The following is a 15,543-nucleotide window of genomic DNA, read 5'->3' as shown; positions in this document are numbered from 1 at the left end:
ACGAATCGCCCATGACGCCAACATGAACGGGATCTTCCCCCGCGGTTGCGGGCAGACTCTATGCCTAGGTCAACCACGGTCCAGGTCACCAGATCCCACCGCTGCCCCCAATTTCCGGGTCACGGCCGCGACCGCTCACAGCTCCACCATGAGGGTGACCGGGCCGTCGTTCACCAGGTCGATGCGCATGCGCGCACCGAACCGTCCAGTGGCGACCGTTGCGCCGAGTTCGCGCAACGCATGCGCGAAGAGATCGACGAGGGGCTCGGCGATCGCGCCCGGGGCAGCCGCCGACCACGACGGTCGCCTGCCTGGAAAATCCTGCGCCGCAACCTCGCTACGTTCCGCTCATGGGTACGCCAGTCGATGGCATCCCATATCGGCGCAGTCACGCCCTCGGATCCGTTCACCTCAACGGTGTCCAACGCGCCCCTTCGGTTCGCGATGTCTTCGTCCACAATCATTTCCAAGGCTCACCAGCCCACATCAGCGCTCTTTCGAGCCCAGCCATCCTGGCTGGTATCCGACCGGTTCCCCACGGCCGTCGGCGGCGAGGCACCGCCAGTGCCGGTCCGGGGACGAGTGCGAGCCAGCAGGACAAGAGCCGGACCAGCGCGAACGAATGCATGGTCCGCTCGACAGCCGCCGCGATCGCGGGACCGTGCTATCGGCGGCCGATCCGGACCGCAATCACCGGAGCGCGTTCCTCTTATTTGTGGCAGACTCGGCGGGCATGGATGCGGCCGATCGAACGACCGTACGCGGAAGGTTGATGCGGGAGTTGGGATCGCGATGGATCTGAGCTCGATCGAGCGCCGAGTGGCCACGGATCGAGGGGCGGCGATCGATCGATCGCTCGAAGCCCAGCTGCGATTGGCCACCTCACTGTGTGATCTCGCCAAGGCGTTGATCGACACGAAGAACGGCTCCGGGCGCGACCAGACGGCCGAAGCGCTGGCTCCGGCTCAAGAAGCGGTCGCGATTCGGCTGCACTGGCTCACCGCCGGGCAGGTGTCGGCGCGCTTCGCCGGCGAGGTGCAGGACGCACTGCGCGTGTTCGAGCAGGCCGCCCGCCACATCGGCCACCGCGAGTTGGCGGCAAGCACCATCCGCAACGCGTGCCGCGCCTATCGGCAAGTGGCGCATACCCATCCACAGGCGGCGGGCGTGTGCGCGGATGCGCTGTCGAAGTGTGGCGTCTGGTTGTGCCGCCTCGACCCGGTGACCGCCGTCGCCGCGTCCGAGGACGCCGTGCGGATCCGCAGCGTGCTGTTCGCGTCGAATCCGGATCAGTCCGGCAAGTACCTCGCGAGCCTGAGCACGCTGCTGCGCACGATGATGGTCGGCAGGCAACGCAAGCAGGCCATCGCGATGTACCGCGAACGGTATGCGGCACTGACTTCACCCGAGATGGCAATGCGGTTGCGCCAGACCCGGATCGAGGACATCGACCTCACCGCCAAGTCCTACGGCGCGCTCGCGAAGCTGGAATGCGCGACGCTCGAACGCGCCGGACGGCTGACCCAGCAGCAGATCCTGTACCAAACCTCGGGCGACCTCTCCACGATCGAAGAGATCAACTGGAAACTGGCCCTGGTCGGCATTAAACCGCTGACACCCGGCGCGATGCCCGATCCGCCGTCGCGACCGGTGGAGATCGCCACCTCGTTCGGTGCGTTGAGCGTCCGCTGCTCCGCCCGCGATGCCATCGAACAGGTCCGCGCCGCGGTCGTCGCCGCGTACGGGGCCGACGGTGCGCAGCCGGCCGTGGGCTCCACCCATCTCGGCGGCGTCGAAATCATCTGGAGCGCCGCCGATCCCGAGCTGAACCCGGCCGAAAGACTCGGCGACGACATGGTGCTGATCGAGCAGCCGCATCCGGGCTCGGTCACCGTGATGAGCTTGAAGTGGGAATTGGCGTCCGTGGGCAGACATCCACTGGCGCTGCATCTTTCGAAACGCTGGCCGGTGATCAGCGTGACGGCCACCGAGAATATGTCCTACGAGTTGTGCCGGTACCAGGGCGGCAAGGCAACGCAGTACGCGGCCCTCGGCCAACCGAGCGGACAGGCGCCGCTCGATGAACCGCTGGCGCCCCTGGACTTCGCGACCCTGGCCGATTACGGCGCAGACTACGCCTCCGAAACCCAGGTGCGCGCCGCGTTCGGCAATTCGCCGATGTTCGCCAAGCTCACTCATCTGCCCGCCAGCGGGATTCGGCAGGCCGCCGAATCCGTGCCACACACCGACCTGCTGTTCTTCCAGAAGGTGAAGTTGACGGCCGTCGACTGAGACGCCCGTCCTCGTGGCCGCCGGACCACCCGGCATGATCACCGATGTGCGAGTCCTATTGCAGCGAGTGACCACGGCCCAGGTGACGGTCGATGACGAGATTGTCGGCCGGATCGACCCGTCCGCCCACGGCGCGCCGCACGGCTTGGTGGCCCTGGTCGGCGTCACGCACGGCGACACCGAGGCGACCGCGAAAACCTTGGCGGACAAGGCGTGGCGGCTGCGCATCCTCGACGGCGAACGCTCCGCCGCCGACCTGGACGCGCCCATCCTGGTGATCAGCCAATTCACCCTCTACGCCGACACCGCCAAGGGCCGCCGCCCCTCCTGGAACGCCGCCGCTCCCGGCCCCGTCGCCGAACCCCTGGTCGAGGCGTTCGCCCAAACCCTGCGCAACCTCGGCGCCACCGTCGCCACCGGCCGCTTCGGCGCCCACATGCACATCGAGTTGGTGAACGACGGCCCGGTCACCCTGCTCCTCGAAGCATGATTCCGGCCGGAGCCTTCAGACTGTGGCCAGCCAGTCGGCGATGTCGGCGACGACCTGCCGGTCCACGTGTTGGGGCGCTTCGTAATCCGCGGGCTTCGACGGGCCGGAGCCGGGAAAGAACAGGTGGTCATCGGCGTCGTAGACGCGAATGGTCACGTCTCGGCGATCGGCGAGGCCGGTCTGCCATCCGGTCAGATCATCGCCGACGGTCACCTGGTAATCTCGGCCGCCCTGCAGGATGAACAGGGGAATGCTCAGCGTCGCCGCGACCGCGACCGGGTCGTAATCGCGCAGGTCCATCCAGTACCGGGCGGACAGCCCCAGCGGGAGGTCATTCGACGGCGTCGACAGCGAAAAATCGGGGCTGTCAATCAGTTTCGCCTGTTCGACCAACGTATCGATCACCGGTTTCATGGCGGCGCCGGTCTCTGGATCCAGGGCAGCGAGATATCGCATGACGCGCACCGCGGCCCAGTGCATCGGCTCGGTATCACCGGCAAGGATGACAAGCCCGGCCACCGACGGCTCCGCCACGGCGACCCGCGGCGCCACCTTGCCGCCCATGCTGTGCCCGACAACGAACACCCGGTCCGCGTCGACCGCAGCATGCGCGCGAAGCAACTCGACGGCCGCAACCGCATGCGGCACATACTCATCGGCCATGCTGAAGTCCGCGGCGAACTCGGCGCCATGCGCGTGGGTGACCATGTCGAAACGCAGCACGGCTATCCCGCGACTGGCCAAACCCCACGCAATGTCCTTCAGCGGCTTGTTCGCGCCCGCGGTTCCATCGCGATCGAACGGTCCCCCGCCCGCGAGCAACACCACCGCGGGGTGACGCCCTGGCCGCCGGGGCAGACTCAGCACACCGGGCACCGCCAACGAATCCGAGCCGAGCACGATGTCGTTCTCGTCGAACATCTCCAGATCCGCATAGTCGGGTGGCTGCCACGGCTCTGTGGTCGGCGTCAGCCGCAGCCCCGTGAGCCTGCCCTCGTCGTCGACCGACATGGCCACCGTCAGCTCACCGCGCGCCAAGCGCACGGGGACCCCGACGACCACCATCCCGGATGGCCCCGGCTCGGTGACCGGCACCCCCACACCCGACACCGGTCCACGCTTGCCCAGTTCGGCCGCCCAGGCGCCGCGTAGCGCCTCGGCCGACACCAGCGCATGCACCTGCGGCGCGAACATCTCGCGCAGCTTCTCGAAGCCGCCGGATCGCAGCAATTCGACCACCGTCGCGCCGATGGACAGCGGCTCGGTTCGTCCCATCGTTCCCTCCGAGTTTTATTATTCTCAACTTTGAGAACGGTATCACGAATGAGAACATTACGAAGTGGACCCCTTGGAGCTGCTGGTACACCCGGTGCGGTTGCGGATCGTGCACGCGATGTCGGGCGGACAGACACTGACGACGGCCGAGCTCTGTGCCCGCATGCTCGATGTCTCGAAGGCCACCGTCTATCGCCACGTCGAGTTGCTGGCGGGCGGCGGCATTCTCGAGGTGGCGAGCGAACAGCGCGTGCGCGGCGCGGTGGAGCGCCGCTATCAATTGCGTCGCGAGCGCGCGGTGGTCGACGCCGACAAGGCCGCGTCGGCATCCCCAGCGGACCACCGCAGGATCTTCGCCGCGGCGATGGCCACGCTGCTCGCGGAATTCAACGCCTACCTCGATCGCGACGAGGCGAACCCGACCGAAGATCTGGTCGGCTACCGGCAGCACTCGCTGTGGCTCGACCACGATGAGCTCGTCGGCCTGATCACCGATATGCGCGCAGCGATCCTGCCGCGACTGAAAACCGAACCGGCGCCGGGCCGTTCGCAATACCTGCTCAGCCCGATCCTGTTCCCGATCGGCGAACCACCCGGCACCGCCGACGCCGCGGCGGATGGAAAACGCAAGAACCCCGGATGATCCGGCGGATCAGGTGAGCGTTGTCGGCCGCGCGGGCGGCTGGATGGTGGAATTGCGACCCCACAAGAACCACAGCATCGGGCCGAGGATTGGGAAGGCCAGCATGAGCAGCACCCAGATCGCCTTCTCCGCGGCGGTGTAGTTGCGGGAACGTAGCACGCTCACCACTCCTGCCACGAATAGGATGATGGCACCGACGGCTACGGCAATCGCGACGACGGCGAGCGCGATGGACCCCGCCGACTCGACTGTGCTGGCCAGTGCGGGTGCGGGTGCGGGTGCGGGTGCGGAATAAGTGTGCCGGGCATATCGGAGATCGTGCCACCGCACGAACGCGCCGAACAGCGTCGCCAACGGATCCCATGCGGCGTAAACCCCCCGCGACGAGAGAAGTGCCCGCGCCGACGCGCGAATACCCGGTACGGTGGTGGAGTGTTGGGCATGGGGAACTCGGCCGATCGACCAGACGACGAAGCCGCACTGCATGCGCGTCGAGCCGGATCATTCGGTGCGCGCGCAGCCGACTACGCCGATCATCGACCGGACTATCCAGCGGCAGCCATTCAGTGGGCGTTGGAGCCGCTCGGCCGTCAGCGCTCGCTCGTCGTCCTCGATCTCGGCGCTGGTACCGGCAAACTCACCCAGGGTCTGCTTGCCGCCGGAGCCGCGCCGATCGCTGTCGAGCCCGATGCCGAAATGCGCAGCGAACTGATCGCGCGATACCCCAGCGTGACCACCATTGCCGGTACCGCCGAGTCGATTCCACTGCCGGACGGCTCGGTGGACGCGGTAGTGGCCGGGCAAGCCTTCCACTGGTTCGACCAGGAACGCGCGTTCCCCGAGATTGCCAGGGTGCTGCGCGACGGGGGCGTGTTCGCCGCATTCTGGAATAGGGATGACAGCAACGTCGAGTGGGTCGCCGGTCTGCAGAAGGTCGCCCGGCCGAACGCGGCGGTCCCGCCGCCGAAATCCGACGACGCCAAGCTCCCGACGCACCCGCTGTTCTTCGACTTCGAGCGCGCCGAGTTCCCGCACACGCAACGGCGCACCGCCGAATCCCTCATCACCACAATCGGAACGCATTCACACACGCTGGTGATCTCCGAGCAGGAGCGGGCCGAACTGCTCGGCCGCATCCGAGACTACCTGCACAGCAGGCCGGAAACCGCGACAGGCGAATTCGACATGCCCCTCCGCACCGATACGATCCGCACCGTCCGCCGCGCCTGAACCCCAGCGTGCCCGGGTTAACCGAAGGCTCGAACTCGGTCGCGTAGACCCGGCGACGGACCGCGCCGAGCGCAGCTTCCCGCCGCCCGCGCAGCGACTATGCCCGCGGCGATGAACCAGCAGGATGCACGGCAGCCCAACGGGATTCGAGTAGTCGTCTACTCGGGTGGGTGAGGGCCGCCGCGGCATACGCTTTCTGCATCGTCGAAGTTCAGCTCGAGCAGGAAAGGAAAACCACGGACACACCACAGCGTTCGACCGACGGCAGGACCGAAAGGCAAGGTCAGACCGACAGACGCGGGTGGAAGGAACGACGTCACCGATCCAGCGACGAGCTGGGTATCGCCGGTGACTCCGGCTAATCGATCACAGTGTCGAAAACCGGTGTCGCGAGGTGCAATCGCTCTGCGGACAGCCCGCGGCGTCGGTGCGATCGGACCTCGCCGCGTAACGTCACCGAGCCCGGGTCGGCAATGTCAGGCGACACCAACGTCACTCGCGCCCGCGAATGTAGGGCGCAGTGAGCAATGTAGGGCGCAGTGAGCGATCAACCAATGTCACTGTCGCCCACGATATCTCGCGAACAGTCGACCACCATCCCAGGATGGCTCGCCGACTATTCGGACCGCAGTGTCAGGATCCGGGGGCCGTCCTCGGTGACGGCGACCGTGTGCTCCCAATGTGCGGCCCGACTTCCGTCCAGTGTCACCACGGTCCAGTCGTCGCCGAGCACCTTGGTCTGAGTCGTGCCCAAGGTCAGCATCGGCTCGATCGCGAGCACCGATCCCACCACCAGGCGCGGACCCTTGCCCGGATCACCCTCGTTGGCCAGGAACGGATCCATGTGCATCTCACGGCCGATGGCGTGCCCGCCGTAACCGTCGACGATGCCGTAGACCCGGCCGTGCAGCTGCTCGGCGGCACGAGTGCCCTGTTCGATGGCGTGCGAGACATCCGTCAGCCGGTTCCCGGGCACCATTGCCTCGATACCTGCCTCCATGGACAGCTTCGTCGCCTCACTGAGCAGCCGATCGGCATCGATGATCGGGCCGACGCCGAACGTCCACGCCGAATCACCGTGCCAGCCTTCGAGAATCGCGCCGCAGTCGATGGAAACCAGGTCGCCGTCGGTCAGGATCTCCTCAGCCGCCGGAATCCCGTGCACCACCCGATCGTTCACCGACGAACAGATCGAACCCGGGAACCCGTGGTAGCCCTTGAAGGACGGCACCGCACCCGCGTCGCGGATCACCTGTTCGGCGACCGCGTCGAGCTCCAGCGTCGAAACGCCCGGCTTGGCGGCAGTCCGCACCGCGACGAGGGCCCGCCCGACGACGGCGCCCGCCGCCGCCATGGCGTCCAGCTCGCCGGCGGTGCGGAACGGCACCACCTTCTTGTTCTTACGCCCGAAGACCATGGCGGCTCAGCGTCCCATCACCAGGCTGAGCGGCATCAGTGTCCCAGTGCGCGCAGCGCGCGAGCGTTGACTTCGCCGACTTCGCCGACACCATCCACGGTGACGACCAGCCCGTCGTAATGCTCCAGCAGCGGCTCGGTCTCCTCGCGGTACACCCGGAGCCGGTTGCGGATCACGTCTTCGTTGTCGTCGGCGCGGCCGCGGGCCAGCATCCGCTCGACCACGGTGTCCTCGGGTACCACGAAGCACAGCACCGCGTCGAGCTTGGTGTCCATGTCGGCGAGGATCTTCTCCAGCGCGTCGGCCTGGTCGACCGTGCGCGGGTAGCCGTCGAGCACGAAGCCGTTCACGGCGTCGGGCTCGGCAACGCGGGCCTCGACCATGCGGTTGGTCACGTCGCTGGGCACCAGATCGCCCGCGTTCATGTACTTCTGCGCTTCGCGCCCCAGCGGGGTCTGCTGGCTGATGTTCGCACGGAACAGGTCACCGGTGGAGATGTGCGGGACGCCCAGCTTTTCCGACAGCAGGACAGCCTGGGTGCCCTTGCCTGCGCCCGGCGGACCGAGCAGTACAACTCTCACTTGAGGAACCCTTCGTAATTTCGATTCATCAGCTGGCTTTCGATCTGCTTCACCGTGTCCAGGCCGACGCTCACCATGATCAGCACCGAGGTACCGCCGAACGGAAGATTCTGAGCGCCGCCGCTCGAACCGATGTCGAGGAACAGGTTCGGCAGGACAGCAACAAGACCGAGGTAGATCGAGCCGGGGAGGGTGATGCGGCTCAGCACGAAATTCAGGTAGTCGGCGGTCGGCTTACCGGGACGGTATCCGGGGATGAAGCCACCGAACTTCTTCATCTCGTCTGCGCGTTCCTCCGGGTTGAAGGTGATCGCGACATAGAAGTAGGTGAAGAATACGATCAGACCGAAGTAGATCGCGATGTATATCGGGTTGCCCGGGTTCACCAGGTATTTCTGGATGGTCGTCTGCCACCAGCTCTGGCCGGTCGCACCCTTCGACGAGGTCAGCTGTGCCACCAGGTTCGGCAGGTACAGCAACGACGACGCGAAGATCACCGGGATGACACCGGCTTGGTTGACCTTGAGTGGCAGATAGGTCGAGGAGCCGCCGTACATCTTCCGGCCGACGACTCTCTTGGCGTACTGCACCGGGATTCGGCGTTGGCCCTGCTCGACGAAGATCACTGCCGCGATGATCACCAGCGCGGCGACACACACGAGACCGAAGATCAGGCCACCGCGGCTGTCCAGAATGCCCTTGCCTTGGGTGGTGATGCGCGCGGCGATACCGGCGAAGATCAGCAGCGACATACCGTTGCCGACGCCGCGCTCGGTGATCTGCTCACCGAACCACATCACCAGCGCCGCACCGGCGGTCATCACCAGCACGATGATGATCATGCCGAAGATGCTGGTGTCGGCGAGGATGTCCTTCTGGCAGCCCTGCAACAGCTGACCGCGGGCCGCGAGCGCGACCAGACCCGTGGCCTGCAGGACCGCCAGGGCGATCGAGAGGTACCGGGTGTACTGCGTCATCTTGTTCTGGCCGGACTGGCCTTCCTTGCGCAGTTCCTCGAACCGCGGGATGACGACGGTCAGCAGCTGAATGATGATGCTGGCGGTGATGTAGGGCATGATGCCGATCGCGAAGACCGACAACTGCAGCAGCGCACCACCGGAGAACAGGTTGATCAGCTGGTAGATACCGGCGGAGTCACCGCCGGAAACCAGGTTGATACATTCCTGGACGCTCTTGTAATCGACACCGGGGGACGGCAGCGAGGCACCCAAGCGGTACAACGCGATCAACCCCAGCGTGAAGAGAATCTTCCGCCGTAAGTCCGGAGTCCGGAAGGCCGATACGAAGGCGGAAAGCACAGATCCTCCTGGCGAACGACATGGTCATGCCATGGATATTTCAGCGATGTCCTGGTCGGAAGGCGCCGAATCCCATGACGAGGCTTGGCAGGCAACAATTGAACTCTAACAGTGGCTACCGGACGAGCCTTCACTCGTCCGGTGCCACCATGTGCAGAGTACCGTCAGCCCAGCTCGGTGACGGTGCCACCGGCCGCGGTGATCTTTTCCTTGGCGGCACCGGTTACCTTGTCGACGGTCACCTGGACCGCGACACCGATTTCGCCGTCGCCGAGGACCTTGACCAGCTGGTTCTTGCGAACCGCGCCGGCCGCAACGAGCTCGGCCTTGCCGATCTCGCCGCCCTCGGGGAACAACTTCGCGATCGCGCCGACATTCACGACCTGGTATTCCGTGCGGAACGGGTTCGTGAAGCCCTTGAGCTTGGGCAGCCGCATGTGAATCGGCATCTGCCCACCCTCGAAGGCGGCCGGAACGTTCTTGCGAGCCTTGGTGCCCTTGGTACCGCGACCCGCGGTCTTGCCCTTGGAGCCTTCACCGCGACCCACACGGGTCTTGTCGGTCTTGGCACCCGGAGCCGGACGCAGGTGATGCAACTTGATGGTCATGTCAGACCTCCTCAACTGTTACGAGGTGGCGCACGGCGTTGATCAGCCCACGGTTCTGAGGGTTGTCCTCACGAACCACGGTCTGGCGGATCTTACGCAGGCCGAGCGTACGAAGGCTCTCCCGCTGGTTCGCCTTGGCGCCGATCGACGACTTGATCTGAGTCACCTTGAGATCTGCCATTACCTGGCACCTCCCGCCGCCTGAGCGCGCGCACGCAGCATGCCCGCAGGGGCAACATCCTCGAGCGGCAGGCCACGGCGAGCCGCGACCTCTTCCGGACGCTGCAGCATCTTGAGCGCGGCGACCGTCGCGTGCACGACGTTGATGGCGTTGTCGCTACCGAGCGACTTCGCCAGAATGTCATGAATGCCAGCGCATTCCAGCACGGCGCGAGCCGCGCCGCCGGCGATCACACCGGTACCCGGCGAAGCCGGACGCAGCATGACCACACCGGCCGCAGCCTCGCCCTGCACCGGGTGGGTGATGGTCGAGCCGATCATCGGGACGCGGAAGAAGCCCTTGCGAGCCTCCTCGACACCCTTCTGGATGGCCGCGGGAACTTCCTTGGCCTTGCCGTAGCCGACACCGACCAGACCGTTGCCGTCACCGACGATCACGAGGGCGGTGAAGCTGAAGCGACGACCACCCTTCACGACCTTGGAGACACGGTTGATCGCGACTACGCGCTCGAGCTGGTTCTTCTCGGCCGCGTTGTCCCGACGGTCGCCGCCACCGCGACGATCGCCACCACCGCGACGGTTGTCGCCACGGCCGCCCTCGGGGGCAGCACCACTCTGTCCGGCGGGTCCGTTGCCGCCGTCACGCCGTTGACGTCCCGGCATCAGACGTTCCTTCCATTGTTCTTGATCATCAGAATTTCAACCCACCTTCGCGAGCGGCATCCGCCAGCGCGGCGATCCGGCCGTGGTAGTCGTGACCACCACGATCGAAGACGACTGCCTCGACGCCGGCGGCCTTGGCACGCTCGGCCAGCAGCGCGCCGACCTTCTTGCCCTTGGCCGATTTGTCGCCGTCCAGGGCACGCACATCGGCCTCGATGGACGACGCGGCGGCGATGGTCTTGCCGATCGAGTCGTCGATGAGCTGTGCGTGCAGGTGACGCGAGGAGCGGTTGACCACCAGACGCGGACGCTCGGTGGTGCCGACGACCTTCTTGCGCAGACGGGAGTGCCGGCGGGTCTTGGACAGCCGACGCGAGGTCGACACGTCCTTGCCGCGCGGAATGCGCTTGGCCTTCTGGTTTTCGGTTTGCGCCATGATCACTTACCCGTCTTTCCGACCTTGCGGCGAACGACCTCGCCGGCGTAGCGGATGCCCTTACCCTTGTACGGGTCGGGCTTACGCAGTCCGTGGATCACAGCGGAGATCTGGCCGACCTTCTGCTTGTCGATTCCGGACACAGAGAACCTGGTGGGCGTTTCCACCGCGAAGGTGATGCCGTCGGGCGCCTCGATCGGGACCGGGTGGCTGTAGCCGAGAGCGAACTCGAGGTTCGAGCCCTTGGCCTGCACGCGGTAACCGACGCCGAAGATTTCCATCTTCTTCTCGTAGCCCTTGGTCACACCATCGATCATGTTGGAGACCAGGGTGCGAGTCAGGCCGTGCAGCGCGCGGCTCTGACGCTCGTCGTTCGGACGCACGACCTCGAGCTGGCCGTCCTCACCCTTGGAGACGGTGATCGGCTCCGCGACCGTGTGCGACAGGGTGCCCTTGGGACCCTTGATCGACACGTTCTGGCCCTCGATGGTGACATCGACGCCTGCGGGAATTGCGATGGGCTTCTTGCCAATACGCGACATGTCCTACCTCCCCTTACCAGACGTAGGCGAGGACTTCCCCGCCTACACCTTGCTTGGCCGCCTGGCGATCCGTGAGCAGACCGGTCGACGTGGAGATGATCGCCACGCCGAGGCCGCCCAGGACCTTGGGCAGGTTGGTGGATTTCGCGTACACACGCAGACCCGGCTTCGAGACGCGACGCAGGCCCTGCAGGCTGCGCTCACGGCTGGGGCCGTACTTGAGGTCGACGACGAGGCTCTTGCCAACAGTCGCGTCCTCGGTCCGGTAATCGGCGATGTAGCCCTCGCGCTTGAGGATCTCGGCGATGTTCGCCTTGAGCTTCGAGTGCGGCGCCTTCACTTGATCGTGGTACGCCGAGTTGGCGTTGCGCAGACGTGTCAAGAAGTCTGCGATCGGATCGGTCATGGTCATAGTTCGACCTCGACACCTTTCTCGCTACGGTTCCCATTCAGCACCGACGCCCGGTTCAGGACGTCAGTCGTGGGCCTATAGCAATTCGGCTGGCTCGGCCGACAGTTGCCGACCGGATGAGTTCGTATCGCCCGAGCCCCGCACACGAAGGCATGCGGGCACGGAGTTGCCCAGGCAACCGGTCTAGTGTAGGCAACGGTGGTTGCTGGGCAAAATCGGGGTCCGTCGGCGTCTCATTGTTGTGCGGCTCATGACCAGCAGAAACAACCTACGATCGGTCTAGCATGGGACTATGTCGAGTCCGCGCATCCAACGCCCCGACCTCCCGGAGTACATGACTTGGGAGGAACTCGAGCAACTGCCCGAGGAGATCGCCGGGCAGATCGAATTGTGGAACGGGCGGGTTGTCTGGCTGCGGCGCGGGCCTGCCGAGCATCAAGCGTTTACGTTCGCGCTGACCAGCGCACTCAAGAGATGCGCGCGTACGGGCATGACGAAGCAGCCGGAGAGCTGCTGGCGTGTCGACTTCGAAACCAACGTGTTCTTCGGCGAAGCCGGAAAGTCCGACTTCGTCACCCCAGACTTCCTTGCCTATCGCTGCCCGGATGCTCCATATCAAGACATCCGCGCCAAGGACGTTCTGCTGGTCGGCGAGGTCCTTTCGCCGTCGAACACCCAGACCGACATGGACGACAAACAAGCGCGTTACGCCAAAGCGGGCATCCCCTGGTACTGGGAAGTGACGTTGGAACGCGAGAAGAGCGCCATCGCGATGGTCCGCGCCTTCGCACTGGAGACCACCCACGGCAAGCTCCCACCCGGCGTGCACCCGCTGCACCCGGCCAACTACCTCCTGACCGGTAAGTGGTCACCGAAAGATTCCGACGCCATCGACATCGACTTCCCGTTCCCGATCCACATCCCTTGGTCGGACCTCGAGTTCTGATTCGCCGTCCTCAGCATTCCTGGCTCCGTTGTAAACCCGGCACCTAGATCCGTGTGCATCAGGCCGCGCCCGAACGTCGACCAGGCGCTGGCCTGAAAACCGAACCCCTGCCCAACCTGTGATGGAGCGGGCAGGGCGTCCGCTCATATATGCCACAATACTCATATGCCTCTCAAGCGCACCATGGTCTACGCGGATGCCGACGACTTGGCCGTTATCAAGGACGCGGCAGCGCGAAGCAACGTCAGCGAAGCGGAGATCATCCGCAATGCAATACATTTGGCCGCGATGCGGGTGCGCCGCCGATCGGAGCCGTTACGTCTGAGGCGTTTCGCGAGCGGTGATCCCACGCTTGCCCAACGCGTCGACGACATCCTCGCCAACGACTTCGGCGACGACTCGGACGGCCGATGATGCTGGGCGTCGAGCGCCCAGGAATCGTCATCGCCGATACTTCCGGACTCATCGCCGCATTCGACACCTCGTCACCGAACAGCGACGGCGCCTTTCAGGTCCTCGAACAAGCGGGACTTGTCGTCCTGTCGCCACTAGTGCTTGCCGAAGTCGACCACGTCTCGCGTCGAGAACTCGGCCGGCGCGTCTCGACCGAGATGATCGAAGACCTCGCAAGCCAGGCGCGCACTGGGCAGTTCGAAATCGCCGTGGTGACCGCCGACGTTCTCGATCAGGCCAACGCCGTGCGCAGGCTCTATCCCGACCTGCGTCTGGACCTCGCCGACGCGGTGTCCGTAGCCCTGGCCGACGACTATGAGACCCACGAGATCCTCACGCTTGATCGGAGGGATTTCCGTGCCGTGACCCCACTTACCGGGCACAAATCCTTCCGGGTACTGCCCGACGACCTCCAGCCCGTGTTTTGAAAGTGGGTGAGGGCGGGCAGGTGCCCGCCCTCACCCATGTCGTAGCCATTGGTTGATGGCGGCGATGTGGATGGTGGCCTGGTAGTGGACGGCGAGTTTGTCGAATCTGGTTGCCACGGCCCGGTTTTCCTTCAACTGACCGATGCCGCAGTCGACCGCGTGACGCTGCTTGTACCGCTCGGCATCACATGCCGGTGGGCGCCCACCGGCAGAGCCCTTCTTGCGCCGGTTGGCGGCCTGGTCCTGCTTGACCGGGATCGTCGCGGCGATCCCGATCCCGATCCCGATCCCGATCAGGCGCTGGCGCGCCGCCGCGCCGCCGTCGTCGTCGAGATCGCTCGCCGCCTGACTGATCCGCCGGTGCGTAACGACCCCAGCTGGCTCGGCCGGCCCCGGCCGAGCCAGCTACTTGCGCAAATTGCGGTCGAACAGGGCCAGCAGTTCGCGGTAGTGCCGTTCGGCGGCCTCGGGGTCGTGGGCGGAAGTATCGGCCTGGGTGTAGCCGTGTTGGGCCCCCTCGTAGACCTCGGTGCGGTGGCGGACGCCGGCGGCATCGAGTGCCTTGTCGAACTGGGCAATGTGTTCCGGAGTCATGTGGTGATCCTCGCCGGCGTGGGCGAAATACAGCTCCGCCGTGATCTTTCCGACGGTCAGGTGCGGACTGTCCGGGGTGTCGGTGACGAGCGGTCCGCCATGGAATCCGGCCACCGCCGCAACCCGATCGGGGAACATAGCGGCGGTCAGCACCGCCAGCCGCGCACCCATGCAGTAGCCGGTCAGGCCGACCTCCCCCTCGGCGACCTGCGGCGACGCTGCCAGCCACTCGAGATAAGCGCCGGCATCGGAACGCAGGAGCTCCGGTGTCAGCTCGCGGATCATCGGGAAGACCTGCTGGAAGATCTCCGGCCGCTCCGCCGGGTCGATGAAGTCCGGCAGCTCGATCACCGGCGCACGCCCGTGCCGGTAATAGGCGTTCGGCATCAGGACGGTGTAGCCGTGGGCGGCAATACGATCGGCCAGCGACCGCAGGCTGGGCCGCAGTCCAAAACCGTCCTGAATCACCAGCACTCCCGGATGGGCGGCGCCCTCGTCGGAGTAGGCAACATACGCGTCGGCGACACCATCGGGCGTCTGAACGTCGACCGACATACCGTGCACTGCAGTCTTCGTTGAATCCTCCTGTCGCGTCGACCCTTTCGAACATATCTCATTCAGAATCGGCCGATTCGACTCACCTACCGGTCGTCAGAGCACCGATCGTCGCACCCGTTCCGTGCCGAACGGCCGACAACCCTGTTGGACACGGTCGTCGTCGCAGCTCGCGCTGCGTGGCCGCACTATCAGTACCGCATGTACAGCACCGGAGAGACAGTGTCGAGTGGACGCAGGACTCAGCCGACAGCCCCCGGACATCAACAGATCGACACCATCGCAAGATTGCTGCTGTCATCGATACGTCACGCCAACTCGGATGGAACGACGGTGTTTACCAGATCTTCCTACTGACGCAACCCGGTCACCCTGATCATCGCGCACTGCCTAACCCGCTGCATCATCGCCGGACAGGGCGTAGTGCGGCGTTCACCCAACGACAACGCTATATGTCGTTGCACGCCCTCGAACAGGGT

The 15,543-nt window shown here is 65.4% G+C and carries 19 protein-coding genes and 1 pseudogene; 7 read left to right on the top strand and 13 right to left on the bottom strand.

The features are described 5' to 3' along the window. Positions 1-135 precede the first annotated feature (135 nt). Positions 136-312: pseudogene (locus ACV7NQ_RS22555) on the bottom strand (D-aminoacyl-tRNA deacylase); the annotation flags it as partial. Between the two features lie 507 nt (positions 313-819). Here ACV7NQ_RS22555 and ACV7NQ_RS22550 point away from each other — a divergent pair. Further along, complete coding sequence (locus tag ACV7NQ_RS22550; RefSeq protein ID WP_463361465.1) at positions 820-2,292, top strand: hypothetical protein; 1,473 nt, start codon at positions 820-822, stop codon at positions 2,290-2,292. Between the two features lie 46 nt (positions 2,293-2,338). Continuing rightward, positions 2,339-2,782: a D-aminoacyl-tRNA deacylase gene (gene dtd, locus ACV7NQ_RS22545; protein ID WP_463365774.1), complete on the top strand. Its 444-nt coding sequence runs from the start codon at positions 2,339-2,341 to the stop codon at positions 2,780-2,782. A 15-nt stretch (positions 2,783-2,797) separates the two neighbouring features. On the opposite strand, the gene ACV7NQ_RS22540 is transcribed toward dtd, so the two are convergent. Next, a complete protein-coding gene (locus ACV7NQ_RS22540) occupies positions 2,798-4,057 on the bottom strand; it encodes an alpha/beta hydrolase (protein ID WP_463361464.1) in 1,260 nt (419 codons plus the stop codon). A 64-nt stretch (positions 4,058-4,121) separates the two neighbouring features. Between ACV7NQ_RS22540 and ACV7NQ_RS22535 the strand changes: the two genes are divergently transcribed. Beyond that, on the top strand, positions 4,122-4,700 hold the full coding sequence (locus ACV7NQ_RS22535) for a helix-turn-helix domain-containing protein (protein ID WP_463361463.1): 579 nt from the start codon (positions 4,122-4,124) through the stop codon (positions 4,698-4,700). 9 nt (positions 4,701-4,709) lie between these two features. Here the strand turns inward: ACV7NQ_RS22535 and ACV7NQ_RS22530 are convergent, their stop codons facing one another. After that, entirely contained in the window at positions 4,710-5,054 is a 345-nt protein-coding gene (locus ACV7NQ_RS22530) for a PLD nuclease N-terminal domain-containing protein (RefSeq protein WP_463361462.1), read from the bottom strand. Positions 5,055-5,141: 87 nt separating this feature from the next. Here ACV7NQ_RS22530 and ACV7NQ_RS22525 point away from each other — a divergent pair, with 87 nt between their 5' ends. Next, complete coding sequence (locus ACV7NQ_RS22525) at positions 5,142-5,930, top strand: class I SAM-dependent methyltransferase (RefSeq protein ID WP_463361461.1); 789 nt, start codon at positions 5,142-5,144, stop codon at positions 5,928-5,930. A gap of 616 nt (positions 5,931-6,546) precedes the next feature. Here ACV7NQ_RS22525 and map read toward each other — a convergent pair. The 9 genes from map to rpsH all read right to left on the bottom strand — a co-directional run bounded on the left by map (position 6,547) and on the right by rpsH (position 12,088). Beyond that, positions 6,547-7,347 carry a type I methionyl aminopeptidase gene (gene map, locus ACV7NQ_RS22520; RefSeq protein ID WP_463361460.1) on the bottom strand — a complete coding sequence of 267 codons (801 nt, stop codon included), beginning with the start codon at positions 7,345-7,347 and terminating at the stop codon, positions 6,547-6,549. Between the two features lie 35 nt (positions 7,348-7,382). After that, positions 7,383-7,928, bottom strand: a complete 546-nt coding sequence (locus ACV7NQ_RS22515; RefSeq protein WP_463361459.1) for an adenylate kinase — start codon at positions 7,926-7,928, stop codon at positions 7,383-7,385. Further along, positions 7,925-9,247 (bottom strand): preprotein translocase subunit SecY, encoded by a 1,323-nt coding sequence (gene secY / locus ACV7NQ_RS22510; protein WP_463361458.1) that lies wholly within the window; start codon positions 9,245-9,247, stop codon positions 7,925-7,927. Before secY ends, ACV7NQ_RS22515 begins: the two co-directional genes overlap by 4 nt. A gap of 164 nt (positions 9,248-9,411) precedes the next feature. Beyond that, entirely contained in the window at positions 9,412-9,855 is a 444-nt protein-coding gene (gene rplO, locus ACV7NQ_RS22505) for a 50S ribosomal protein L15 (protein WP_463361457.1), read from the bottom strand. A gap of 1 nt (position 9,856) precedes the next feature. After that, on the bottom strand, positions 9,857-10,036 hold the full coding sequence (gene rpmD / locus ACV7NQ_RS22500; protein WP_463361456.1) for a 50S ribosomal protein L30: 180 nt from the start codon (positions 10,034-10,036) through the stop codon (positions 9,857-9,859). Further along, positions 10,036-10,698: a 30S ribosomal protein S5 gene (gene rpsE / locus ACV7NQ_RS22495; protein WP_463361455.1), complete on the bottom strand. Its 663-nt coding sequence runs from the start codon at positions 10,696-10,698 to the stop codon at positions 10,036-10,038. Before rpsE ends, rpmD begins: the two co-directional genes overlap by 1 nt. 28 nt (positions 10,699-10,726) lie before the next feature. After that, positions 10,727-11,134 (bottom strand): 50S ribosomal protein L18, encoded by a 408-nt coding sequence (rplR, locus tag ACV7NQ_RS22490; RefSeq protein WP_463365773.1) that lies wholly within the window; start codon positions 11,132-11,134, stop codon positions 10,727-10,729. 2 nt (positions 11,135-11,136) lie between these two features. Further along, positions 11,137-11,676, bottom strand: coding sequence for a 50S ribosomal protein L6 (gene rplF / locus ACV7NQ_RS22485; RefSeq protein WP_463361454.1), 540 nt, complete (start codon positions 11,674-11,676; stop codon positions 11,137-11,139). Between the two features lie 13 nt (positions 11,677-11,689). Beyond that, positions 11,690-12,088 (bottom strand): 30S ribosomal protein S8, encoded by a 399-nt coding sequence (rpsH, locus tag ACV7NQ_RS22480; RefSeq protein ID WP_014981717.1) that lies wholly within the window; start codon positions 12,086-12,088, stop codon positions 11,690-11,692. A gap of 292 nt (positions 12,089-12,380) precedes the next feature. Here rpsH and ACV7NQ_RS22475 point away from each other — a divergent pair, with 292 nt between their 5' ends. From ACV7NQ_RS22475 to ACV7NQ_RS22465, 3 genes are all read left to right on the top strand, one after another. Further along, positions 12,381-13,034: a Uma2 family endonuclease gene (locus ACV7NQ_RS22475; RefSeq protein WP_463361453.1), complete on the top strand. Its 654-nt coding sequence runs from the start codon at positions 12,381-12,383 to the stop codon at positions 13,032-13,034. 165 nt (positions 13,035-13,199) lie between these two features. Then, positions 13,200-13,448: a ribbon-helix-helix domain-containing protein gene (locus ACV7NQ_RS22470; protein WP_463361452.1), complete on the top strand. Its 249-nt coding sequence runs from the start codon at positions 13,200-13,202 to the stop codon at positions 13,446-13,448. Further along, a complete protein-coding gene (locus ACV7NQ_RS22465) occupies positions 13,445-13,915 on the top strand; it encodes a PIN domain-containing protein (protein WP_463361451.1) in 471 nt (156 codons plus the stop codon). The genes ACV7NQ_RS22470 and ACV7NQ_RS22465 overlap by 4 nt, the downstream gene beginning before the upstream one ends. A gap of 405 nt (positions 13,916-14,320) precedes the next feature. Here the strand turns inward: ACV7NQ_RS22465 and ACV7NQ_RS22460 are convergent, their stop codons facing one another. Next, complete coding sequence (locus ACV7NQ_RS22460; RefSeq protein WP_463361450.1) at positions 14,321-15,064, bottom strand: dienelactone hydrolase family protein; 744 nt, start codon at positions 15,062-15,064, stop codon at positions 14,321-14,323. Positions 15,065-15,543 lie beyond the last annotated feature (479 nt).

It is taken from the genome of Nocardia sp. Tas62D01 (assembly GCF_055232035.1).
This window is presented reverse-complemented; position numbering and strand designations above follow the sequence as displayed.